The 24835-nt window shown below is 40.9% G+C and carries 22 protein-coding genes and 1 tRNA gene; 11 read left to right on the forward strand and 12 right to left on the reverse strand.

Translation table 11 applies throughout. The annotated features are described in order from the left end of the window. Nucleotides 1-68 precede the first annotated feature (68 nt). From GQ61_RS06865 to miaA, 7 genes are all read right to left on the reverse strand, one after another. A tRNA-Lys gene (locus GQ61_RS06865) sits at nt 69-144 on the reverse strand. Nucleotides 145-206: 62 nt separating this feature from the next. Then, complete coding sequence (gene rodA / locus GQ61_RS06870) at nt 207-1325, reverse strand: rod shape-determining protein RodA (protein ID WP_085784618.1); 1119 nt, start codon at nt 1323-1325, stop codon at nt 207-209. Between the two features lie 3 nt (nt 1326-1328). Beyond that, on the reverse strand, nt 1329-3161 hold the full coding sequence (gene mrdA, locus GQ61_RS06875; RefSeq protein WP_085784619.1) for a penicillin-binding protein 2: 1833 nt from the start codon (nt 3159-3161) through the stop codon (nt 1329-1331). Nucleotides 3162-3164: 3 nt separating this feature from the next. After that, entirely contained in the window at nt 3165-3683 is a 519-nt protein-coding gene (mreD, locus tag GQ61_RS06880) for a rod shape-determining protein MreD (RefSeq protein ID WP_085784620.1), read from the reverse strand. Continuing rightward, the gene (mreC, locus tag GQ61_RS06885) at nt 3680-4564 is read right to left on the reverse strand and encodes a rod shape-determining protein MreC (protein WP_085784621.1); all 885 of its coding nucleotides are present in this window, start codon (nt 4562-4564) and stop codon (nt 3680-3682) included. Before mreC ends, mreD begins: the two co-directional genes overlap by 4 nt. Nucleotides 4565-4592: 28 nt before the next feature. Then, nucleotides 4593-5633 (reverse strand): rod shape-determining protein, encoded by a 1041-nt coding sequence (locus GQ61_RS06890; protein WP_085784622.1) that lies wholly within the window; start codon nt 5631-5633, stop codon nt 4593-4595. An 80-nt stretch (nt 5634-5713) separates the two neighbouring features. Next, entirely contained in the window at nt 5714-6634 is a 921-nt protein-coding gene (miaA, locus tag GQ61_RS06895; protein ID WP_085784623.1) for a tRNA (adenosine(37)-N6)-dimethylallyltransferase MiaA, read from the reverse strand. A gap of 70 nt (nt 6635-6704) precedes the next feature. On the opposite strand from miaA, the gene GQ61_RS06900 reads away from it, so the two are divergent. From GQ61_RS06900 to GQ61_RS06930, 6 genes are all read left to right on the forward strand, one after another. Then, nucleotides 6705-8156, forward strand: a complete 1452-nt coding sequence (locus tag GQ61_RS06900) for an ArnT family glycosyltransferase (RefSeq protein ID WP_085784624.1) — start codon at nt 6705-6707, stop codon at nt 8154-8156. Between the two features lie 207 nt (nt 8157-8363). Beyond that, nucleotides 8364-8702, forward strand: a complete 339-nt coding sequence (locus GQ61_RS06905; RefSeq protein WP_085784625.1) for a tRNA-binding protein — start codon at nt 8364-8366, stop codon at nt 8700-8702. An 18-nt stretch (nt 8703-8720) separates the two neighbouring features. Next, the gene (locus GQ61_RS06910) at nt 8721-9266 is read left to right on the forward strand and encodes a D-glycero-alpha-D-manno-heptose-1,7-bisphosphate 7-phosphatase (RefSeq protein ID WP_085784626.1); all 546 of its coding nucleotides are present in this window, start codon (nt 8721-8723) and stop codon (nt 9264-9266) included. A 456-nt stretch (nt 9267-9722) separates the two neighbouring features. Further along, a complete protein-coding gene (locus tag GQ61_RS06920) occupies nt 9723-10505 on the forward strand; it encodes a metal ABC transporter ATP-binding protein (protein WP_085784628.1) in 783 nt (260 codons plus the stop codon). Continuing rightward, nucleotides 10492-11352 carry a metal ABC transporter permease gene (locus tag GQ61_RS06925; protein WP_085785080.1) on the forward strand — a complete coding sequence of 287 codons (861 nt, stop codon included), beginning with the start codon at nt 10492-10494 and terminating at the stop codon, nt 11350-11352. Before GQ61_RS06920 ends, GQ61_RS06925 begins: the two co-directional genes overlap by 14 nt. Continuing rightward, nucleotides 11349-12251: a metal ABC transporter solute-binding protein, Zn/Mn family gene (locus tag GQ61_RS06930; protein ID WP_085784629.1), complete on the forward strand. Its 903-nt coding sequence runs from the start codon at nt 11349-11351 to the stop codon at nt 12249-12251. The genes GQ61_RS06925 and GQ61_RS06930 overlap by 4 nt, the downstream gene beginning before the upstream one ends. Before the next feature lie 5 nt (nt 12252-12256). Here the strand turns inward: GQ61_RS06930 and GQ61_RS06935 are convergent, their stop codons facing one another. Then, nucleotides 12257-12688 (reverse strand): hypothetical protein, encoded by a 432-nt coding sequence (locus tag GQ61_RS06935; protein WP_085784630.1) that lies wholly within the window; start codon nt 12686-12688, stop codon nt 12257-12259. An 85-nt stretch (nt 12689-12773) separates the two neighbouring features. Here GQ61_RS06935 and putA point away from each other — a divergent pair, with 85 nt between their 5' ends. Next, complete coding sequence (putA, locus tag GQ61_RS06940) at nt 12774-15905, forward strand: bifunctional proline dehydrogenase/L-glutamate gamma-semialdehyde dehydrogenase PutA (RefSeq protein ID WP_085784631.1); 3132 nt, start codon at nt 12774-12776, stop codon at nt 15903-15905. 94 nt (nt 15906-15999) lie between these two features. Then, nucleotides 16000-16455 carry a hypothetical protein gene (locus tag GQ61_RS06945; RefSeq protein WP_085784632.1) on the forward strand — a complete coding sequence of 152 codons (456 nt, stop codon included), beginning with the start codon at nt 16000-16002 and terminating at the stop codon, nt 16453-16455. Here the strand turns inward: GQ61_RS06945 and GQ61_RS06950 are convergent. After that, on the reverse strand, nt 16452-17471 hold the full coding sequence (locus GQ61_RS06950) for a polyprenyl synthetase family protein (RefSeq protein WP_085784633.1): 1020 nt from the start codon (nt 17469-17471) through the stop codon (nt 16452-16454). The two genes, GQ61_RS06945 and GQ61_RS06950, sit on opposite strands and share 4 nt — an antisense overlap. 92 nt (nt 17472-17563) lie before the next feature. Here GQ61_RS06950 and GQ61_RS06955 point away from each other — a divergent pair, with 92 nt between their 5' ends. The 3 genes from GQ61_RS06955 (at nt 17564) to glyS (ending at nt 21375) form a co-directional block, all read left to right on the forward strand. Further along, complete coding sequence (locus tag GQ61_RS06955) at nt 17564-18301, forward strand: tRNA1(Val) (adenine(37)-N6)-methyltransferase (RefSeq protein WP_198157302.1); 738 nt, start codon at nt 17564-17566, stop codon at nt 18299-18301. 67 nt (nt 18302-18368) lie between these two features. Further along, entirely contained in the window at nt 18369-19259 is an 891-nt protein-coding gene (locus GQ61_RS06960) for a glycine--tRNA ligase subunit alpha (protein WP_085784635.1), read from the forward strand. After that, nucleotides 19252-21375 (forward strand): glycine--tRNA ligase subunit beta, encoded by a 2124-nt coding sequence (gene glyS, locus GQ61_RS06965; protein WP_085784636.1) that lies wholly within the window; start codon nt 19252-19254, stop codon nt 21373-21375. The genes GQ61_RS06960 and glyS overlap by 8 nt, the downstream gene beginning before the upstream one ends. Here the strand turns inward: glyS and GQ61_RS06970 are convergent. Genes GQ61_RS06970 through GQ61_RS06980 form a run of 3 tightly spaced genes read right to left on the reverse strand, consistent with a single transcriptional unit; the run spans nt 21372 to nt 24792 of the window. Next, complete coding sequence (locus GQ61_RS06970; RefSeq protein ID WP_085784637.1) at nt 21372-22172, reverse strand: hypothetical protein; 801 nt, start codon at nt 22170-22172, stop codon at nt 21372-21374. The two genes, glyS and GQ61_RS06970, sit on opposite strands and share 4 nt — an antisense overlap. Continuing rightward, a complete protein-coding gene (locus GQ61_RS06975; RefSeq protein ID WP_198157303.1) occupies nt 22169-23743 on the reverse strand; it encodes a DHA2 family efflux MFS transporter permease subunit in 1575 nt (524 codons plus the stop codon). The genes GQ61_RS06970 and GQ61_RS06975 overlap by 4 nt, the downstream gene beginning before the upstream one ends. Before the next feature lie 8 nt (nt 23744-23751). Next, entirely contained in the window at nt 23752-24792 is a 1041-nt protein-coding gene (locus GQ61_RS06980) for an HlyD family secretion protein (RefSeq protein ID WP_085784638.1), read from the reverse strand. Between the last annotated feature and the right edge of the window lie 43 nt (nt 24793-24835).

The raw sequence follows: 24835 nt of genomic DNA on the forward strand, positions 1-24835 counted from the left end.
TTTGCTTCCGTATTGCTTCCGGAAAAATTTTACAGGATCTTGAAAATCGTGGAAACCACCGTATTTATTGGTGGGCGCTACAGGAATCGAACCTGTGACCCGCTGATTAAGAGTCAGCTGCTCTACCATCTGAGCTAAGCGCCCCATTGGGGGGAATTACGAGTTCTTTACCAAAGCTTGAGCCCACTGTCGACATTTTTTATCAATTATTTTGAGGTTCGGCTGACCCGCACATGTCGATGAATCTCAATAGACATCAAAAGACCCAACCCCATCATTAGGGTAATCATCGCTGTGCCCCCATAGGAAACAAGGGGAAGAGGGATACCCACCACGGGCAGAAGGCCGGTCACCATGGCAGTATTGACGAAAGCATAGAGGAAGAAGAGGGTGGTCAGTCCTAACCCTAAAAAGCGCCCATAGGGGCTGTGGCTCTTTAAGCTCACGTTATAACCATAAATAATCAAGATAATATAAAGGCTTAAAAGAAAACTGCCGCCTAAAACACCGAATTCTTCACAAAACATCGCAAAAATAAAGTCCGTCTGTTTTTCCGGCAAAAAGTTAAGGTGACTTTGACTGCCTTCTCGAAAACCTTTGCCCAAGAAGCCTCCAGAGCCTAAAGCAATCTTTGATTGAAGGATGTGGTAGCCTGTTTTTAAGGGGTCTCGTTCCGGATCAAGAAACGTCAGAACCCGGTCTTTTTGGTAATCATGAAGGAAATTCCACATAATCGGGAGAGCACTGAGACCAAGAATGCCTCCCGTCACCATAATCCAAAGTCTGAGGCCTGCAACAAAGAAGATGCTAAAGCCTGCAGCAACGAGAAGAATCATGGTCCCTAAATCGGGCTGGCGCAGCACTAAAACCGCTGGGACCAAGATCATGAGCGCAGGGGGGATGAGAAAGAGCAGGCGTTTCATATCATCGGGCTGACTATTATGAAAATAGCGAGCAAGGGCCATGAGCAAACTTATTTTCATGATCTCTGAAGGCTGAAGTGTAAAGATATAGAGGTCAATCCAGCGTTGGCCCCCTTTTCCCACATGCCCCATGAGCTCAACGACGATGAGAAGGAAAAGGGATATAAAATAAAGGGTATAGGACTGTGCTAACCAAAATCGAATATCAACAACGCCTAGCACAACCAGCACCCCTAACCCCGCAATAAAACGTAAAAGTTGTTTGCTGGCCCAGGGGGAGAAATGGCCGTCAGCGGCTGAATAAAGCGTGACAAGACCAATGGACGCAATAAGCGATAAGATGATCAAGATGAACCAATTAATCTTACTCAAACGCTGAAAAAAAGATAAAACTAGCTGCATCTTTTAAGCTCTCCGCTCAAACGTTTTTAACATAATATCACGAGCAATAGGTGCTGCAACTTTACCCCCTCCACCGCCATGCTCAATCACAACAGAGACAGCATAACGAGGATCATCCAAAGGAGCAAATCCACAGAACATGGCGTGATTTCTTTCTTGCCATGGTAATTCATTGTGAGATGGGACATGGGTTAATCGTTCTTGCATGGTGATACGACGTACTTGCGTGGTTGAGGTTTTGCCGCCCATCTCCTGACCTTCTTTGGTAATGCGAGAGGCATAGGCTGTTCCTCCGGGAGAATTAACGGCGTCAAATAAACCTTTTTTAATGCGCGCCATATGCTTTGGATCAAGGGCCATTTTTTGTGTGTTAAAGTTTGGCACAGGCAACAGTTGGTGATCGATACCTCTGATAAGCCTTGGTTTAATAGCCAAGTTATTAGCGGCCAATCGAGCAATCATGAGATTAAGCTGTATGGGCGTGACAAGGATTGATCCTTGACCGATGCTGAGAAGAACGGTGTCCCCTTTATGCCACGCTGTTCCCGTGTGTGCTTTTTTCCATGATTTTGAGGGAACGAGGCCGACCTTTTCCTGAGGGAGTTCAAGACCAGTCGGTTGACCAAAACCAAAACGCTTCGCCACCGCTGTGACATGTTCCATCTTTACCAAGCAAGCAAGCTGATAAAAATAAACGTCACAAGAAACTTGTAGGGCACGCTCAAAATGGACATGTCCATGACCTTCATCTTTCCAACAGTGAAAGCGATGGTTGCCAATTTCCACATGACCATGGCAGTAAGTTTCAAAGTTATGAGGAAGATTCTCGCTTTCGAGAACAGCAGCGGCAAACATCATTTTAAAATTTGAGCCGGGCGAATACAAACCATTCACCGCCTTATTGTTTAAAATACCATAGGGGTTTTTGATCAGTCCCATCCAATCATCTTTTTTAATCCCATTAACGAACAAATTAGGATCAAAGGTTGGAACTGAAGCAAGGGCTAGAACATCGCCATTTTTGATATCCATAACGACTGCCGAGCCCCCTTCATGTTCGCCGCTAATGCGCTCTTGGCAATAGTGTTGGAGATCTGCATCGATGGTTAGATGAACATCCTGTCCAGAAATGCTGTTATACGTTGAGAGTTGTCGTACTTCTTTGCCATACGCATTGACCTCAATTTCACGATAGCCGGGCTTTCCACAGAGTACGTCATTATACTGTTTTTCGACTCCGCCTTTGCCCAGTCTAAAGTTAGGCGCTCGATACAGGGGCGAATCCTCATTATTACGATCATTCTCGGAGGGGATTTGTACATACCCAATAAAATGAGGTGTTTTATCCCCATCAGGATAAGTCCTGCAAAGTCCCTGCTTTATTTGTAATCCGGGTAAGTCAGGCATATGGACTTCAACTTCACAGACTTGGTCCCACGTGAGACCATCAATAACTGTACAAGGCATAAATTTAGGACGACGCTTAATATCTTTTAATACTTGCTCGAGACGTTGAGGCTCTAGGTCGATAATCTTGGCGAGATTCTCCAGAATCGCAATTTCATCTTTGGTTGCTTCGGGTAAAATCTGTAGATGATAACTTGAAGAAGTTGTGGCCATGACATTGCCATAACGATCAAGAATTTTACCTCTTTGGGGTAAGAGGACTTCTAATCGAATGCGGTTGCCATTAGCTAAGGTTTGATAATGGTTAGATTCAACAATACCAAGATAATATAATCTCGAAATGAGGGCTGATGCGAGGACAGATTTTCCCCCCGCGAGAATGAAAGATCGGCGGGTAAATATTTTTTTAAGATCACTCCTATCTTCCATGGTTTATTTAAATTTTCTACTAATGGCGTTGCAGCTAAGAAACACAAGTGGAGCGGTTGCAATGGTAATGATGACCTGTAAAAAGAGGATGGTAAAGTCATAGGAAGCATTCTGAGAAAAGTAAGCAACAACAATCTTCAGGAAGCCCTGAATAAAAACTAAAACAGCAAACATCGCCCAAAATTGGTAGAAATTCTGACTGTAGAGATAGCGGCGTTCATTCAAGAGCAATAACCAGGTGGCAATATTAATGAGAGGGTGTGTTCCAAGATAGAACCCTCCAAGGGAATCTTGAAAAAGCCCAAGGATAAATAAAATACTTAAAGGAACTGCGCCAGGCATATGAATGCCCCAATAAAAAAGAAGAATATAAGTAAAATCAGGAATAAGGGGGCTTAAAGGTGCTAAAAAGACCAGCGATATGATCGACATAATCACCAAGCTGAGAGAGGGTAAAATGCTTTCAAACAAGCGCCAAAAATTACTTACATGTGCTGCTTTTAACATATTTATGGGGTTCATTGAGCAGCCTCTTCTTGCGCATCATTTTCTTCATTTAAGTCATCAATCACTGATGAAGTGAGAACCTGCACAAAGTCTAAAGATTTCCAGTCAACGCCTGAAAGAACTTTGATTTTGTCGCCCTCCATATTTTGAATGACGCCAACCTTATAACCCGCTGGGAAAACGCCCCCTTTGCCTGATGTAAATAATAACTCACCGGGGTTAAGTTGTCCTTCACCATGGGCAAAAACAAGATCCAAGAAGGGAGTATGATTACCCGTTAAAATTCCTTGAACATGCGATGTTTCAGATTCGACAGGTATACGCGACGTATTATCAATCAATAATAAAACGCGCGATGAGCGATAGCCGACTTCAATAACACGACCAATTATTTGCGTATGCGCAACAACAACTTGATTTTTCTTAATACCATGTAAGCTTCCACCATTAATAAGTAGGCTACGACTTGTCGTTTGAGAAGGATTGTCATAGGCCCTTACTGTTGTAAATTCAACTTGTGGTTGAGGCACCATGTTTAAAAGCAAACGTAATCGACTATTTTCAGTGTTGAATTGATGAGCAATTTGTTCCCAATGTTCTAGTTCAGAAATGCGTCCCGTAAGATCTTCATATTTCTTGTGAAGCTGTAAGTATGAGGTCCAACCTTGCCACATGAGATTGATGTATTCGAGAGGTTTTGCACTCACAATCACGACTTCTGTCGAAACATCCAAAAGGTTTTGACGAATTTTTTCGATGAAAGGTTTTTGTAAAACACTCGATATAAAGCAGAAGAGCGCAAGACCCATAAAAAATGATAGACGAAAGATAAAGAAAAATGAAAGGGACGTGAGATAACCGCGTTTAAAAATATTTTGATTGGGCCTTGATAACACGGCTATCTCTCCCCATTCCCCAGTTGGGTTAATACATGCTAATTAGCACACTCTTTAAAGTAGACATATGCTCAAGGGCTTGACCGGTACCGTTAACAACACATGAAAGGGGATCATCAGCCACAGAAACGGGAAGACCTGTGGATTGTCTTAAAACTGTGTCCATATTAGAAAGAAGTGCTCCACCACCTGTAAGGACAATACCTTTATCAACGATGTCGGCTGACAATTCAGGAGCTGTATTTTCCAAGGCAACCTTTACGGCTTCAACGATTCCTGAGACAGGTTCGGTTAAGCTTTCAACAACTTGCTTTTCATTGATGATAATTTCTTTTGGAATTCCATTGAGCAAATCGCGGCCTTTGATATGCATTGTTCTGCCCGTACCCTTTTCGGGAGCAACAGCGGATCCGATTTCCTTTTTAATGCGTTCAGCGGTACTCTCGCCAATCAGAAGATTGTGATGACGGCGAATGTAACTAATGATTGCCTCATCCATATTGTCACCACCAATACGTACGGAACGAGAATAAACAATACCTCCTAAAGATAAGACTGCCACTTCCGTTGTGCCGCCCCCGATATCAACAACCATAGATCCCGTGGGACTCGTAACAGGAAGGCCTGCACCAATCGCTGCTGCCATTGGCTCTTCAATCAAATAAACACGACCAGCACCAGCACTTTCAGCTGACTCTTGGATAGCACGCTTTTCAACAGCTGTTGCACCAGAAGGCACGCACACGATCACTTGAGGGCTGACGAAGCTGCGGCGATTATGAACCTTATGAATAAAGTGTTTGATCATTTCTTCTGCGATTTCGAAATCGGCGATAACGCCTTCACGCAAGGGACGAATGGCTTGGATATTGCCAGGAGTCTTTCCCACCATTTGTTTTGCTTCATCGCCAACGGCTAACACTTGCTTTTTGCCTTTAAAATCTGTGATTGCCACCACGGAAGGCTCGTTCAAGACAATGCCTTGCCCTTTTACATAAACAAGCGTATTTGCTGTGCCAAGATCGATCGCCATATCAGACGACAACATTCTAAGTAACTTACCAAACATGGAATCTCACTTTATCATAATCAATTGATCAAACACCAAAACTAGAGAATGAGCAGAGTTTACTCATTTCTCTTCAATAACTAAAGTTCTTTTAATACTTTTTTGACCTGCTGCCTAGCCTCTTGCGTAGAATAAGTCTCAAGGCTGATCAAGGCTGAAAATTGATGACGAAACCAAGTATATTGTCTCTTAATGTAGTGTCGAGTGGCTGTTTTAGATAAAATAACAGCTTCTTCAAGGGAACTCTTGCCTTCGAGAGCATCTAACAGATGAAGAGCCCCTAAAGCTTTAGAAAGAGGTAAATCTCTTAAGGGGTAGGCAGAAGCAAACGTGGCTATTTCGTCCATGACCCCTAAAGTAAGCATCTCATCAAAACGTTTTTCAGATTTATTGTAAACTTCTTTACGCGGAGGCAAAACTACAATGGGCAGCATTTTATAGTCTTGATTCACAGGTGATTTTTTCTTTTGCCAATAACGAAGAGGTTTTCCTGTGGCTTTTAAAACTTCCCAGGCTCTGGCGATGCGTTGCTGATCTTTGGGATGAAGTTTTATTAAAGAGTCAGGATCTAAGTGTTCAAGATCCTCCCAGAGTTGATGAAGGTTATCTTTTTGGATGCGACGCGATTCCTCTCGAATAAAGTCTGGAATAGGCGGGATAAATGAGAGGCCATCAGTTAAGGCTTTGAGGTAGAGACCTGTTCCTCCGACAACGATAGGAAGTGCTTTAGTAGCATGCACAAGATCAATTTCTTGCCGAACTAAATCTCGCCAAATTGCTGCAGTGCATTGTTCGAAGGGGGAAAGGCTGCTGTATAAACGATGGGGGATTTTTCTTTGATCTTCTAGAGTTGGTTGGGCAGTTAAAATAGGGAGGCCTTTGTAGATTTGCAGGCTGTCCGCATTGATAATTACGCCTTTAAGGGACTCGGCCAAATCCATGGCGAGAGCAGATTTTCCACTTGCAGAAGGTCCACCGATGATTAGGACTGGTTGGGACATGATGTTGGTTCGCTTTGCTCCAAGATCGCAAACATGTTAAAGATGTGTACCATAAAACCAGGACAAAATCATGGGTGCAAGTATCAAATACTTTGGAAAGTCTTACATCGCTCTACTCGGGCTTATGTTGTATACCCTCTTTGTTTTCTTTTATGGATTAGGAGCTTATCCTCTTTTAGACAATAACGATGGGTTATATGCCCAAATTGCCCGAGAAATGTTGGATGGGGGAGACTATATTTTACCTCATTTAAATGGAGGTCTTTATCTGGAAAAACCTCCTCTTTTGTACTGGATGGTGGCTTTAACCTATAAAGTTGCAGGGGTAAGTGAAATTACCGCACGTTTTATCCCAGCGCTTGCAGGCGTTGGTTGCGTTACAATTGTATATTGGGGGCTTCTTGAATTGGGCTTGAAAGAAAAAGCCATTCAAGGTGCTTTTATTCTGAGCTCATCCGTGGGGTTATTAATTTTTTCACGGATGGTTTATTTCGATGTTTTATTAACGCTGTGGCTGACGGTAGCACTTTTGTGTTTCTTGATATGGTGGATGAAAGAAACCAAAACATATCTTCGTCTTTTTTATTTATTCTTAGCTCTTGCCCTTTTAACAAAGGGGTTTATCGCTTTGATTCTCGGGGGGGGTGTTATCGGACTTTTCTGGATAATAGAGAAATGTCCCATGTCTATGGCGAAAGCGTTTTTTGATATTCGGGGAATTGCTCTCTTTTTTCTTATCGCCTTGCCCTGGCATGTCTTGGCGATGTCAAAGGAACCAGAGTTTTTTAATTTTTATGTTATCAACGAACATATTTTAAGGTTTCTTGATTTGCGTGAACCGAGAGATTATTACCGTGGTTCTTTTTACTATTACATCCCACGATTGCTTCTTTATTTTGTACCCTGGACAATTCTGATATTTTTCATGAAGTTTCAAAGGATTGAGGACAGACAAGAAAAAATCAGTGGGCACTTTTTTATGGTGTGGGCGGGGGTATTTTTTGTCTTTTTTACGCTTTCGCGTGCGAAAGCAAATTATTATATCGTGACTATGATGCCGCCTGTTGCCATGATGATAGGGGTTTATTGTGCTTCTAAAAGATGGGTGAATCTTTTTGCCTCAGGATTGATAATTATTACAATAACATCTGCTGCATTCATTGTGCCTCATTATGAAGATAAAATAACGAGTAAAAAGATGGCGTTGGTTCTTCCTAAGGAAGCCGACCAAGTTTATTTTTTTCGTGACTATGAAAAAATGTCGTCTTTGAGGTTTTATTTAAATCGCGCTGTTAAAATTATTGATTCTCAAAGCAACGACTTACTATTTGCCAAACGCGAGAAGCATGTAGATGGACTTTTTATAACCCTAGAAGAATTTAAAAACAAAACTGATTTCTCATCACTCTGGGTCTATGTCTTTCATGAGCAACAAAAAACATTTCAAGAGATGTTTCCTCAGTTTCGTATGATAAAAAATAATAAGAAAGTCTATTTGTTTACGAATCATCCTGTTGCTTAACATTATTCTATCGCAAAATGGCAACCTTGCTGATAATTCAGAGGCTTAAGATTTGACAAACTGAAAACGCGCTTTATATTAAATATTATGACTTTAAATTTGAAATGTTCTGCAAATCCTTGCTTTCTCTATAAGCAGTAGCGTCTTAGGAATGACCATTATCTGGCCATTATTTTTTATTTTAATCGATTCATTAAGGAACCTAAGATGCATATAATTACCTATGAAGATTTTGCTAAAGTTGAAATTCGTTCGGGAACGATCGTTAAAGTCGAACCTTTTCCCAGAGCGAATAAACCAGCCTATAAAGTGTGGGTGGATTTTGGCCCTGACATCGGCGTTAAGCAAACGTCTGCTCAAGTGACCGTTCACTATACGCCTGAAACACTAATAGGATGCCAAGTTGCTGGTTGTATTAATCTTGGCCCGCGCAATATTGCGGGCTTTATGTCCGAATTTTTATTGCTGGGATTTGCTGATCAGAACGGAGATATCTGTCTTATAAAGCCCGATTTATCTGTGCCTAATGGCAATAAGTTAATTTAAAGAAATGTGGAGCACCTGATGAAACATTACAAGCTGATTCTCATTGACCGTGATGGCGTTATTAATGATAACAGCCACTATTATGTATTGAATAAGTCTCAATTTGAAATGTATCCAGGTGTTCCAGAAGCTATTAAAAAGCTGAATGATCTTAAAGTCATCGTTGTGGTGGTTACTAATCAAGGGTGTGTTGGAAAAGGCTTAATTAGCGAAGAACAATTAAAGAATATTCATGATCATTTTAAAATGTGCTTGGAAGAGAAGGCAGCCTATGTAGATGATATCTTGTATGCTGTCGATTCTGAATTCACGCCAGAGTCTAGACGTAAACCTAATCCTCATATGCTCAAGGAAGCCATGGAGAATTTTCAAATTTCCCCAGAAGACACAATAATAATTGGTGATGATATAAAGGATTTAGAGGCGGCTCAAAGGGCAGGTTGTCATTCTATTCTCGTTAGAACAGGGCATGGACAAAAGATGGAAAAAAATCTTCCTCAATCTTTGCAGCCTCTTTATATTGCTGACGATCTTGAGAGTGCAGTAAACTATTTAATCAGTTGATGCTCTTTTATTTTTTCCTGAAATACAGTAAAAACAAATTTTTAACTCTTTAGAGGAATGCATGCAGTATTATTGCTTACTGATACTTCTGAGTCTCTTATTGACTATAGAAGGGAAAGCTCAAGCGTGTCGCACAGAGCCTTTTGTTGTTTGTGAGGAAAAAAGTCAAAGACGCAAACTATATATTCAGAAAGTTATAGAAAGAATAAAATTAGAAGAGAATACGCGTAAGTCGAAGAAAAATACGCGTAAAAAATGTCCCAAGGAAAAATTAAAAGTGAGAAAGAAGCGCTCTCCATTGACACTTGACCAAAGCCCTTCATAATAACATTAAAACTTAAGGGTATTAGATTATGTCCCCATTGTTGTGGAGTGTTCGAGCTCGGATATTAGCTGTGGGTTTAGCGATTACACTTCTATGGCTTGGTGTTTGGTGGGCTTATTAAGGACATCACAATGGTTTCAACCCTGAAAAAAAATGTTTCTTCGCCTGTCATATCCTTCAAAAACGTTTCTGTTGCCTATAAAAATCATCTTGCTCTTGAAAACATTAATGGGGATTTATTAAGAGGAGGAAGTTACTCTCTCTTGGGACCCAATGGAGGAGGAAAGAGTACGCTTTTAAAGGTAATTATGGGGCTTATCAGGCTAAAAAAAGGCAGCATTAAATATCATGGAATTCAACGTCGGGATATTGCTTTTTTACCTCAACTGTCTGAAGTAGATCGAAGTTTTCCTTTGACAGTTAGAGATGTTGTGGCCCTCGGACATTGTCCTAGTGTGGGATTTTTTAAGAGTATTTCTAACGAATTACAGGCTCAGGTAAGTGATGCCCTTGATAAAATGGGTTTAGGTGACTATGGAGATCGAGCTCTCCATACTCTTTCAGGAGGTCAATTTCAGAGAATGCTTTTTGCGCGTGTGAGCTTACAAAAAGCATCCGTGATTATGTTGGATGAGCCTTTTACGGGGATTGATTCCTATACGATGGATGATCTTTTACGAATTTTAGGTGAGTGGAACAAGGCTGGAAAGACATTGATTGTGGTGAGTCATGATCTTGATGTCGTACGCACGCACTTTCAGGAAACAATTTTGTTAGCGAGACGCATCATTTCTTGGGGAAAAACGAAAGAGGTTGTTACGTTGGAAAGCTTAGCGAAAGCTAATCACATGGCCCGCCGATGGGATGCTTTTGCAGATCAAGATGAGAACACACAAGAGAATAATCATGTTTGATTTGCTGATTGCTCCCTTTTTTGAATTTGTTTTTTTAAAGCGTGCGCTTGTAGCGAGTCTTTCTCTTGCTTGTGGATGTGCCCCGATCGGAGTACTTTTGGTTCTTCGTCGAATGAGCCTTTTAGGCGATGCTCTTTCCCATGCGATTTTGCCTGGCGTGGCTATGGGATATATTTTTGCTGGGCTTTCTCTAGCGATTATGGGGGCAGGAGGGATTTTAGCAGGACTTATTGTTGCCTTTCTTGCTACTCTTGTGACACGTTTTACCCATCTTCGTGAAGACGCCAGTTTCGTTGGTTTTTATTTGATAGCTTTGGCGTTTGGGGCAGTCATGGTTTCTCTTAAAGGCAACTCCGTTGACTTAATTCATATTCTCTTTGGAGATATTCTAAGCGTCAATAAAGCTTCCCTTTTGATGATTGCTGGTATTTCAACGACGACACTTATTGTTTTAGCTATTATCTATCGTCCTCTTATTATCGAATGTTTTGATCCTTTATTTATGCGGACAATTGGTGGCAAAGGCAGTATTTATCACGTTATTTTTATGATTTTAGTGGTGTTGAATCTTGTTGCCGCTTTTCAGGCGTTGGGCACTCTAATGTCTTTAGGTATGATTATGTTGCCGGCTATTGCGGCAAGATTTTGGGCGCGTGAGGTTTGGAGTTTGTTTTTAATTGCTAGTGGGATCGCTCTTTTATCGGGGTATATTGGTTTAATATTTTCTTATCATTACGTGTGGCCATCGGGGCCAGCAATATCATTGGTCGCAGGGGGGTTTTACATTGTTTCCCTATGTTTCGGTTATTATGGTAGTTTAAGACAAGCTGTGCTTCATCCTCGATGATCAAATTATTTTCTAGTCTCCTGATTGTTTTTTTAAGTCTGTCATCTCTGAAGGCGGTTGAAAGAAATTCAACAATAAACGCTGTCGCAAGTTTTAGTATTCTTGGGGATCTTGTGAGTGAAATTGGTGGAAAGAACGTCAAAGTAAAATCTTTGGTTGGCCCCAATGGAGATGCTCACGTTTTTCAGCCTACGCCAGTTACAAATAAAACAGTCGTTGAAGCGGATATTGTATTTTTAAACGGATTGAATTTTGAAGGATGGCTAATCCGTCTTATGGAAGCTTCAGACTATAAGGGAGTCGTAGTCGTAGCAACAGAAGGCATCAAACCACGCAATGTTTCTGATAAAAAAGATAATCGAACTATTACAGATCCCCATGCTTGGCATTGTGTGGAATTTTATAAAACTTATGCGCAAAACGTTGCAAAAGGCCTTGAAAAAATTGATCCTTCAAATAAGAAATATTACGAAGGACGTTTAAAAAATTACTTGAAAAAGCTTTCAGATCTAGAAACCTGGATTCATAAAGAGGTGAATCAAATTCCTTTAAACAAACGTAAGGTAATTACAGCCCATGACGCTTTCGGCTATTTTGGAGAAGCTTACGGTATTAAGTTTTTAGCGCCTGTAGGTGTAAGCACAGAATCAAAAGCTTCAGCTCATGATGTCTCCCATTTGATTGAGCAGATTCGATCTGAAGATATTCGAGCGGTGTTTATTGAGAATATTTCAGATCGTAAGTTGATGGAACAAATTGCTGAAGAAACGCAAATCGATATCTCAGAAAATATTTTATATTCAGATGCTTTGTCTGACGCCGATGGCCCTGCTGCAAATTATTTGGATATGATGCATTACAATGTGGAAAAACTTATTCAATCAATGCAGGATGATTGACCACTTTACAAAGCAATAAAATCTAAGAGATCTTTTTCAAGACGCGCGTGGTGACGGACAACAAATTTACGGGTTGGACGTTCTGACGGCGTGAGAATACGACTTTCCAATTGATTAGCAATGGATTTGAGTTTTTGGGTTGCTTGGGGTGACCCCTCAAAACCAATGATTCTACATCGTTGATATAAAGCTTCCAATGCAAACCCTGTTAAAGATCCACAATCGTAGATAAGCGGCTGCAAAAGACCTTCTTTTTTTAAGGTTTTCTCAATATTTTGGAAATATAGTACGCCAGCATATCCAACAGCTTCCTCATCGGTGGTTAGTTGAATTAGGGGGTTGCAATCTTTTATTTTTGTCAAAACAGCCAGAGCTTCGGACAAGTCTTGAATGATAATTTCCTTAAACCCAAGCGTGTTAGTAAACCTTTGTGCCATCAATATTTAACTTTTGTAAATTTTAGAAGGCCAGTGTAGAAAAAAGACACAAGAAAGAAAACCATAAAGAATTTAAGGGGTACGAATGGCTTTCAAAGCACTTGATAAGAAAATCTGGCAACGATTGGAAGAATCTTATCGTCTTGCAGAAGACGACGCAATAACTGGTCTTTTATCTAATTCTTTGCTCGATGAACATCAGCGTGAAAAAGTTTACAAAAGTGCTGAAAATATTGTGAAGTCATTGCGAAAAAGTAATAAAAAACCGGCGACGCTTATTGATGCTTTTATGCAAAAATACGACTTGTCTAGTAACGAAGGGCTGTTACTGATGTGTCTTGCGGAAGCTCTTTTGCGTATTCCTGATCGTGAGACAATGAATCAATTGATTCAGGATAAGTTACGTCAAGGAGATTTTAAAAAACATAAGGGAGGCAGTGCCTCAAATTTAGTCAATCTATCGACTCAGGCTTTAACAGTGTTGCAAAATTTGATTGATGCAGCAAAAGAGCCTCAAAGTTGGGGAGATAAAGCAAAAGCACTTATTGCTAAAACATCTCAGCCGGTAGTGCATTTAGCGACTATGCAGTCGATTAAGTTACTCGCCAATAAATTTGTGGTGGGAGAGACAATCCAAGAAAGTCTTAAGCAGGTTCAGAAGGATAAACTCTTTTATTATTCCTTTGATATGTTAGGAGAAGCGGCGCTTACATCCCAGGATGTGGATCGATATTTTGCAGCTTATTTTGGCGCTATTGAAGCAGTCAGTTTATCTCCTACTTTTCGATCTAATCCTGATTCTATAAGTCTCTCTATTAAGCTTTCTGCGCTTCATCCGCGTTATGAAGTGCCAAAATCTGAACGTGTCCTAAAAGAATTAACCAGCACTGTGATTGAGTTGATAAGAGCAGCGCGAACAGCGAACGTTTCAGTCACATTGGATGCGGAAGAGGCTGATCGCTTAACGCTTTCTCTGGAGATTTTTGAAAAAGTAGTACGTCATCCTTCCTTTAAAGGATGGGACGGAATAGGTCTTGCTGTTCAAGCATATCAAAAGCGTGCTCCCTTTGTAATTGATTGGCTTGCTGAACTCTCCCATGAAACGAAACAACGCTTTCCTGTGCGCTTGGTTAAAGGAGCTTATTGGGACAGTGAAATTAAATGGTGCCAAGAAATAGGATTGAAAGATTATCCAGTTTATACGCGCAAGTCTTCAACCGATTTGTCTTATATGGTATGTGCCGGAAAATTGTTGAACAATACAAAGGCTTTTTATCCTCAATTTGCCACGCACAATGCCTTGACTGTCGCCTCAGTTCTTGAACTAGGAGCAGGGAAACACTATGAATTCCAGCGTCTGTACGGGATGGGAGAAGCTCTCTATCAACAAGTTATGGAAGATCATCAAAATTTAAAGTGTCGTATTTATGGACCTGTGGGGAGTTATAAAGAGCTTTTACCCTATCTTGTCCGGCGCTTGCTTGAGAATGGAGCGAATAGCTCTTTCGTGAATAATATTGTTAATCCAGCGATTCCTTTAGAGCGGCTACTTGAAGACCCCATTAAGAAAACACAGAATCTTCAATCTATACGTCATCCTTCTATTTCTTTGCCAAAAGATATTTATGGGGCTCAAAGACAAAATTCTATGGGTGTCGATTTATCTTCAAGTTCTGATGTTGCTCCGATTTTAAAAGAGATAGACAGAACATCAACCTGGAATGCTGTTTCTTTAATTAATGGCGTGCCTAGTAAAGAAGATGCGCAAATAATTCGTATCGTCACTTCTCCTCAAGATCATTCTTTACGTCTTGGGAAAGTGATGGATGCAGATGCTCAAGATGTCCAAGCTGCCTTAAGGATAGCAGAGGCTGCTTGGAATCGATGGGAGAAGACACCGGTAAAAGAGCGCGCTGAGGCTTTGCTTAAATTTGCTGATCTTTGTGAAAAAAATAAAGAAGTCTTTATTTCTTTGTGTGTAAAAGAAGCAGGAAAAACAATTGCTGATGGTGTAGCGGAAATTCGTGAGGCTGTTGATTTTTGTCGTTATTACGCTCATGAAGCCATTAAAAACCTTGAAAAACCTCAGGTTTTTTCAGGTCCTACGGGTGAAGAAAATTCACTCAAGTTACGAGGACGAGGTGTTTTTGTTTGCATTAGCCCGTGGAATTTCCCTCTTGCGATTTTTACAGGACAGGTTGCCGCTGCCCTTGTCACAGGCAATACTGTTATCGCTAAACCAGCCGAACAAACACCGATGATAGCATACATGGCTGTAAAATTGCTCCATGAAGCGGGTATTCCTAAAGATGTTTTACACCTCTTATTAGGAGATGGTCGCGTCGGAGCGGCTTTAGTGAGTGATCCGCGTGTTGCGGGTGTGGTGTTCACCGGTTCTGTCGAGACTGCGTGGCGCATTAATCAGACGTTGGCTGAAAAAAAGGGCCCTATTGTTCCTTTGATTGCAGAGACGGGTGGACAGAACGTTATGATAGCTGATTCTTCAGCATTGCCAGAACAAGTTGTTAAAGATGCATTGAGCTCGGCTTTTCAGAGTGCAGGTCAACGTTGTTCAGCTTTGAGAATATTGTTGCTTCAAGAAGAAATAGCACCTCATGTCATCGCGTTATTGAAGGGGGCTATGGATGAACTTACTGTTGGAGACCCGGGACAGCTCTCAACTGATATCGGTCCGGTCATTGATAATGAGGCTTTAAGTAATCTTTTAGAACATGTGAAATTGCTTGAACAGAAAGCGACCTTAATCTCTCAAGTGCCCATGGATCCGGCTTTGAAGAAAAAAGGTACTTTTATAGCGCCTGTCGCCTATGAAATACCGAGTCTTTCATTGTTGACCAGAGAAGTGTTTGGGCCCATCTTGCATGTTTTACGTTATAAAAACAAAGATTTACCAGCGCTGATTGAATCAATTAATCATATGGGATTTGGCTTAACGGGAGGGCTGCACACCCGTCTTGAAAGTCGCATTGAAACGGTTAGTCGAGAGTTAGCTGTCGGCAACCTTTATATAAATCGCAATATTATTGGTGCCGTGGTAGGTGTTCAGCCATTTGGAGGACGGGGATTGTCAGGCACGGGTCCCAAGGCTGGCGGCCCGTATTATCTTCATCGTTTTATGACCGAACAAGCAGTCTCAAACAACATTACGGCTCAGGGAGGTAATACAACACTCATGTGCCTTTCTGAAGAAGATTAACCGTACGATAAGTTAATCTTGCAAATCGTCCTATGTTAATCTCTATTTAATCATCTTCAGTCTATACTAAAAGGTGTAAATAATGAGATTCTTTATGAATCAATACAAATATATCAACAGCTTTAGTGAAGGAGTTGGCAAAGTTCTTGCCATCATTTTAGGATTGCTGATTGGCTATTTTGTGAATTGGATCGCAGGATTGGGTTTAGCCTCTCTTTTTATCTTAAAAGAACTCTTTCAATTCTGCAGAAGTCCAAATGGAATCCCTTTGAATATATGCAAACATGTGAATTACCATGAAGATAAGATTAAGTTTTCTCAAAGGTTTTTAGCTGGATTTTTATGTATTATTGCAGTTGTTGTGTTGACGGGGGTTATGGAACTTGTTCTAGACTTGTTTGATGAACAAACATTTGAACTTAAGTTTTTAACGACGATAATTTCTGTTTTTCCTTTGACGTGTCTTCCTTATGTCTTGAATAAAAGCTATTGGTTTTTCCCGATGTCGGGTGTTGCTTTTATTATCTTTTATGCAGGATTAATGAGTTAAAAAGCACGCTTTAAGCAAAATTCACAAAGATCAAAGAGAGCGGATAAATAAGGCGAAGGCTTAAATTTTATTAGGCTTTCTTGAGCATAATGAATGTATGTTTGTGCATGTGTTAACGTTTCATCGAGAGCGCGATGTTTGTTTAAATAGGCCAATGCTTGACCAAAATCTTTTGCATTTTGTTGTTTTGTTCCCAATGTGCGTTGCCAGAATTTTTTTTCATCTTCATTTGCTTTTTTATAAGCCAGAATAACGGGAAGGGTAATTTTCCCTTCTTTAAAATCATCGCCAACATTTTTTCCAATCATTTCCGAAGAAGCTTGGTAATCCAGAACATCATCGACCAATTGAAAGGCTAGTCCTAAATTGCGTCCAAAGCTCGCTAAAGCACGTTCATTCTCTAAGTTGGGTCCATCCAGAACGGCACCAACTTGGCAAGCGGCTTCAAATAAGGTAGCTGTCTTATAAGTTGCAATCTCTAAGTAAGTATTTTGTGATGTTGTAACATCTTTTGATGAGACAAGCTGCATCACTTCACCTTCGGCAATTTTACTGGAGGCACTTGAAAGAATTCTGAGAACATCGAGGGAGCCATCTTCAACCATCAGTTCAAAGGCTCTTGAAAACAAGAAATCGCCTACCAGAATACTGGCTTGATTTCCCCAAACAGAATTTGCTGTGGGGACACCCCGGCGCAATTCACTCTCATCGACAACATCATCGTGAAGCAATGTAGCTGCATGAATAAATTCTATGGCAGCAGCTAATCTTATCGGACGATCGCTGTTATGCTCAACTAACGCAGAGCAGGCAAGTGTTAACATGGGACGCATGCGCTTTCCCCCTGCTGCAATAAGATGTCTTGCTAAGGTGGGAATAAGATCAATTGGACTTTTTAGACGATCTAAAATAATTGCGTTTACACGCTCTAGATCTGAAGAGACAAGAGTTTGTAAGGGTTTTAATAAATCAGAGCCTATATTAGACTTCTCATATATTTGAGAAAGCGCTGTCATTAACGAATGCCTTTCATGTTTTATAAAACACTGCCACAATAGCGGGAACAATTAAAGCGAGAGTTTATTAACATATTTTATTCTAAATGAACATGCATGATACAACAACAGATGCTCTTTTAGGAGGACGATTACAGTTAACGCAGCCTTTGAAAGGCTATAGAGCGGGAAACGACCCTGTGTTTTTGGCCGCTTCTATTCCCATCAAGCAAGGAGAACACGTTTTGGACGTGGGTACAGGTGTTGGTACGGCGCTTTTGTGCTTAGCAGCGCGAGATAACAGCATCAAGGGAGTAGGGGTAGAAGTTCAAGAAAATTTAGCAACCCTTGCTCTACAAAACACTGAGCAGAATAACCTGGACCAAACATTCACGATAATCAAGGCGGATATTTTTGAAAAAATAGATCAAATTAAAGGCCTTCAATTTAACCATGTGTTGAGTAATCCCCCTTTTTTTGAAAGTGAAAAAACCACAGTTTCCTCTCTTTCATCTAAAAAACTTGGGCGCATGATTGAAAAAGGGGATCTCCAACGTTGGGTGAGTTTTTGTATTAAGCATGTGCGTCCAAAAGGTACAATCACCCTCATTTATCGAACTGAGGGAATAGTTGAGATTTTAAAGACCCTCGACGGTAAGGTGGGCGATATTAAAATATTCCCTCTTTGGTCAAAGAGGGGAGAACCCGCTAAACGATTTATTATTCAAGGACGAAATGGCGCTAAAGGTCCACCGCAACTTTTGGCAGGTCTCGTGCTGCACGATCGTGATGGAACTTATTATCCTGAAGTAGATAAAATTCTGCGTCATGGGGCTGCCCTAAAACTATAGGGGGCCTTGACTTTTTTGCTTAAGTGTTTAGGCTCTGACCTCTATAAAACATTTTGAGAATGCGGGTATGGCTGAGCCAAAGAAATCATTCCAGGAGATTATTTTAACATTGCAGGCTTTTTGGGCCAGACAAGGGTGTGTAATTATTCAACCCTATGATGTTGAGATGGGAGCGGGAACTTTTCATCCAGCAACAACATTGCGTTCACTTGATCCAACGCCTTGGCGTGTTGCTTATGTACAGCCTTCCAGACGCCCAACCGATGGTCGTTATGGAGATAACCCCAATCGTTTGCAATCCTATTATCAGTTTCAAGTAATTCTAAAACCCTCTCCCGAAGACAACCAAAGTCTATATTTAGAAAGCCTGAAAGAAATTGGTATTGATTCTGATGTCCATGACATTCGATTTGTTGAAGATAATTGGGAAGGTCCCACTTTAGGAGCGTCCGGTCTTGGGTGGGAAGTATGGTGTGATGGCCTTGAGGTGACTCAATACACATATCTTCAGCAGATGGGGGGTATGGCCTGTTATCCTGTGCCATTAGAAATCACTTATGGTCTTGAGCGTATTGCACAAGTTATCCAAGGGGTTGAAAGCGTTTATGATATTGATTGGAATGGAGCTAGTGGGGTCAATAAAATGACGTATCGCGATGTGTTCCATCGTAATGAACGGGAGTTTTCCGCCTATAATTTTGAGTATGCGAACGTTGAGAAATTACTCCAAAATTTTAAAGATGTTGAAAAAGAATGCAAGCATTTGCTTGATCAAAATTTGGCACTTCCCGCTTATGATCAGTGCTTAAAGGCCAGTCACTTATTTAATTTGCTCGATGCACGCGGCGTGATTAGTGTGATTGAGCGTGCCAGCTATATTGAGCGCGTACGAACGCTCGCTAAAGGTTGTTGTGAAGTTTATCTGAAAAATCTTACCCCCCGGTCTCTCCATGGCTGAACTTTTTATAGAACTCTTATCTGAAGAAATTCCTGCCCGTATGCATACCCGTGCACGGGAAGACTTGTTAAGGCTTTTAACTGAAAAATTTATGAAAGCTCACTTGCAATTCACAAAACCAAAAGTGTATTCAACGCCACGCCGTTTAACCGTTGTTCTTCAAGACATTCCTGGAGAGCAACCATCAACAACAGAAGAAAAACGTGGCCCTCGTGTGGATGCGCCCCAGGCTGCAATTGATGGTTTCTTAAAATCTGTGGGAAAAAAGATCAATGAGTGCAGGCAAGAAGTAACCCCTAAAGGTACTTTTTACTTTGCGGATGTTCATAATACTGGACGACCCACCATTGAGATTATTCCTGAAATTATTCAAGAGATTCTCTATGAAATGTCTTGGCCAAAATCCATGAATTGGGGAAGGGGTCTCAAGACCTGGGTTCGTCCTTTGCAATCGGGAATTTGTATTTTTGATAATCAAGTTCTTAAATTTGAAGTGAGTTTTGGCGAAAGCGATGATCCTGAAGCTCCTAAAATAATTTTTTCTGATACGACCCAAGGACATCGGTTGTTGGCACCGAGCTCTTTTACAGTGAAGAGTTTTGAAGAGTATAAAAACAAATTAAGACTGAGCAACGTTATCCTTGATCAGGATGAACGTCGCAAGCTTATCCAAGAGCAGATTAAAGAATTGCTCGAGGCGCAGGATAAAAAACTGACTTTAAAACGTGATGATGATCTTTTGGAAGAAATCGTCGGGATTGTGGAGTGGCCGCAAGCCTTTTTGGGCTCAATTGAAAAAGAATTTATGGAGTTGCCACCAGAGCTTTTGATTACAAGTATGCGTGTTCATCAGCGTTATTTTACTTTAAAAAATTCCAGCGGGAAATTAGCCCCTCATTTTGTTGTTATTGCCAATACGGATCCCCGAGACAGAGGTGAAGTGCTGGTGAGAGGCAATGAACGCGTTTTAAGAGCCCGTCTTTCCGATGCGAAGTTTTTCTATGAAAATGATTTGAAAAAAACGTTAGAAGAACACGCCAAAAAACTGAAAGAGATTACCTTTAGTTCACGCCTTGGAACCATGGATGAGAAAGCTAAGCGTTTGAGTTCTCTTGCCCAATCTCTGGCTAATCACTTTGGCGTTAAAAAGGAAGACGCTAAAAAAGTAGCCCTGATATGTAAGGCTGATTTGGTAACGGATATGGTGCGGGAATTTCCTGAACTCCAAGGCATTATGGGACGTTATTACGCCGCAGCAGAAGGTCTTTCTGAAAATATTGCGGTAGCTCTTGCCGAACATTACTCACCCAAAGGTCCCGATGATCCTTGTCCAAAAAATCCTTTAAGTCGCCTCCTCGCTCTAGTGGATCGCTTAGACACTTTGGTGGGCTTCTTTGCTATCGGTGTGCAGCCGACGGGATCAAAGGATCCTTTTGCTTTAAGGCGCGCTTGTTTAGGCATTATTCGCCTTTTGGAAGAAGATGAAGAACTTTGTCTCACAGATCTTTTTAAAGAAGCTTATGAGCTCTATAAAGATGAGTTTAAGAAGCAAAAGGGGATATTACTTTTAGAAGATACTTCCAATAATCTGCTCGATTTTTTCCTGGATCGCATCAAAGTTTATTGGCGTGAGCGGGGCATTCGTCACGATTATATTGCTGCAACTTTTGCTGTCAGCAAGGAGGAGTCTTTAGGATTGATGCTCAAACGCGTCATAGCTCTTAAAGAGTTTTTTGAAAACAATGATGCAAATAGTGTCAATCTTTTGGCGGGCTATCGGCGGGCAGCGAATATTCTCAGAATAGAAGAACAGAAAGATAAAATTTCTTATGATGGAAAAGTTGATAAAGCTCTCTTAGCAGAGAAAGCCGAACAGACTCTTTATGAAAAATTCCTCGGCAGCCAAAAAGATATTGAGAAAGCGTTGAGCGATCATAACTATACAAAGGTGATGAAGACGCTCGCCAGTTTACGCAGTGTCATCGATACATATTTTGAAAAGGTGATGGTAAACGTAGAAGATAAAAAGATACGTAAAAATCGTCTGAATACGTTGGCCTTAATTCGTAACACCTTAGAATCTGTTGTCGACTTCTCCAAGATAGAAGAAGCTTAGAGTTTAGCGGCGTTTTTGACGGCGCGGACTTTAAAGGCAAAAAGAGGCGTAAAAACGCTTTGGCCTCCATTGGTAATTTCCGCAAAGAACTCTATGTCACGAAGATTCAGTGTATCATGCAAATAAGTATAAAGTTTGTGTAGAAGAGACTCTTTTCTGCTAAAGGCTCCAATCATCTCTGACTCTATTTTCATTGTTGTGATAAGGCGTGGCGTGGAAAAGGATTCGATCGCGAAATCCGGGTGCTGTTCTGCAAAAGCAGCAAGAATATCTGCAAAGGATTTATGAGAAGCGTCAAGAGGATCTTGGTCGAGGCCAGTGATATCTTCAAGGGCATAGGGAGAGTAGAACCAGTTCGTTGAAGCCTCAAAGTGACCTTTTGGAGGTAAAACGTCTAAATACAAGGGTAAGCTCTCTAAATGACTTGGCGTAATTCTTGAGAGTACATGTTCAAAAACAATTGTACGAATGAAGCCATGTAAGCGATTTCCTCCCGTTGCACTTTCTAAAAATGCCTTGTAGTGAGGCGTCATACAATGGACCACTAATCCATTAGAAATGATCTCTGCGCCACAGTATTTATCTGTATTAATCGTTATACTGTCATCATCACTGATGATCCAATGAGGGTCAGAATTTTTGCGAACACCGCCAATGATAAGCTTCGTTTTAGGAGGGGGCGTTTTTCTTAAACAATATTCAATGTCTTCTAGTTTCGTCAAACTGGCGTTGAGAGAAGACAGAGAAAAACAGAACAGAACACAATAAAATGGTGTTCGAAGAATTGCCGAAATCAATGCCCACCCTCAATAGCTAATTGTGGTTTTTGTAGAAATGGCGTTAACAAAAGGGAAAAGGAAAAGATACAGGTGATCAATATAAAACAATCATTAAACGCCATGACTGCGGCTTCTTTTTGAACAATCATTGAAAGGTATTTTGTTGCCACCATTAAATCTTTGCCCGGCGGGATAGCAGATAATTGACTGGTTAGGGTATTGAATTGATCAATGACTAAATGACGTGAGGTGTTAACCTTTTCTGAAATATACTGGTAGTGCATTTTTGTTCGTTGCGTGAGCATGGTGTTGAGGACAGAAAGACCGATGGCACCCCCTAAATTGCGCATTAAGTTATAGAGACCACTGGCATTTTTGACTTGATGTTGTGGCAAAGTGCCGAGTGAAACGTTATTGATAGGTAAAAAGCAAAACATTAAAGCAAGTCCGCGAAAAGCTTGAGGAAGAAAAAATTCCCAAAACCCTGCTTCTGAAGTCAAAGAACTGTTTAAATAAACACCCATAGCAAAGCATGAAAGACCTAAGAAAAGCATGAGACGTAGATCTAAAATTTTTGAGACGAAACCGGCAAGGGGAGAAGAAACAAATTGAAAAGCGCCCGTTACAATCATGAGAAGACCAATTTGCAGGCTATTATACCCTCTAATTTCTCCAAGAAATAAAGGCAGCAAAAAGACTGATCCATAAAGACCGACACCAAGAACAAAAGAATAAAAAGAGCCAATAGTAAAATTAACGCTTTTATAGGCAGTGAGATCAACGATTGGTTTTTCATAGGTCAACGCGCGCCATAGAAATATCAAGCCTGATCCTGCTGAAATTATTGTAAAAGTGACAATGATGTTGCTCCCGAACCAGTCCTTGCGGTTACCCTCTTCTAAAACATACTGAAGCGACCCTAAAGAGAGAGACAAGAAGCTGACACCAATGAAATCGAAGCCTTCTAAAAGCTTTTTATCGGGCTTATCGATATTTACAAGTCTCCAAACAATGATAGCAACGACAAATCCAGGAACGACGTTAACCAAAAACAGCCAGTGCCAAGTGAATGTTTGTGTAAGATAGCCACCAATTGTGGGGCCAAGTGTAGGAGCCATCGTGGCAACGAGACCAATGGCGACGCTCACAGTCACGCGCTTACTGTCAGGGAACATAAGAAAACTCGTTGCGAAAACCGTTGGGATCATTGCGCCCCCAATAAACCCTTGTAAGGCTCTGAAAACGATCATTGAATTGATATCCCAAGACAGGGCACACAAAAGACTTGAAAGAGAAAAACCTATAACAGACATTGTAAATAAAATGCGCGTCGATAAAAGTCTGGAAAGAAACCCAGTTAAGGGAATCATGATGACTTCGGCAATGAGATAGGATGTTTGCACCCATGAAATTTCTTCGTTGGTGGCTGATACCCCCGCACCAATTTCATTGAGGGAGCTGGCGACAATCTGAATATCGAGAATAGCCATGAACATGCCAAAAACCATGGACATAAAAGCTAGCCAATCTTTTACTGTGACATCTTTTTCTGTCGTTGTTTGAGGAGGGGTATTTTTTGATTGGCTCAAATTTCAACCTATGCTTTCGGCGTACTGCGCGTATCAACTTTAACAAAAACAGATAAACCTGGGCGCAATAAATCCCACTCTTTGCTTGAATTCTCCAAGGTGATTTTCACCGGAACGCGTTGAATAATTTTTGTAAAATTTCCCGTGGCATTTTGAGGGGGGAGCAAACTAAATTGTGCGCCAGTCGCAGGTGATAAGCTGTCGATTCTACCAACAAAGGTTTTTCCAGGGTAGGTATCGAAGGTGAGATGGGCCTTTTGTCCAGGGCGCATATTCATAATTTGTGTTTCTTTGAAATTAGCTACCACATAAGTGTCGTGTACAGGGACAACACTGAGAGCAGGTCTGCCAGTGGTAATAAATTCACCTATTTGAGCGCTTTTGTTCCCGATGACGCCATCATAGGGAGCACACATGGTCGTGTTTTCAAGGTCATACCTTGCTTGGTTAAGACTTTGATGCGCTTGTTCTAGCTGTGCTTGAGCCTCTTTAAGGTTGGCTTCAAGAACTTGAAGTTGCTTTTTTTGAACTTCTAAATTCGCTTCAGCGCTAAGTCGATCGGATTTTGCCGTAATAAATCCGGCTTTTCTAGCGTCAAATTGCTGTTGAGGCGTGAAATCATCTTTTACCAGGTGTTTGGTGCGTTCATAGTCTTTTTTGGATAAGTCAAGATTGGCTTGGCTCTTGTCTATGTTTGCTTTAGCCTGCTTGATGATATCCCGTTGCAGCTCAATTTTTCTCGTAACACTTTCTATGGTTGCGTTAAGACCATTGATTGATGCCTCGAGAGATTTAACTTTGTAGAGGTAATCGCGATCATCAATTTTAATCAATGGTTGGCCCTTTTTCACCACATGGTTGTCATTCACATACACCTCTTTGATGTATCCTGAGACCTTAGGGGACAAAACAGAAAAGTTACATTGCGTATAAGCGTTATCCGTTGATTCGGTATTGCGCCATTCAAAATACCAGAGAAAGGCCACCACAACCAATCCAATACTCAAGAGGGCTATGACTGGATACGATTTTTTTATTTTATTCTGCATTCCTACCACATTTTTAGTCGTTTAAAGAGAGTTTATCTTTAAA

Origin of the sequence: Candidatus Nucleicultrix amoebiphila FS5 (assembly GCF_002117145.1) — a bacterium.
Taxonomy (GTDB): domain Bacteria; phylum Pseudomonadota; class Alphaproteobacteria; order Caedimonadales; family Nucleicultricaceae; genus Nucleicultrix; species Nucleicultrix amoebiphila.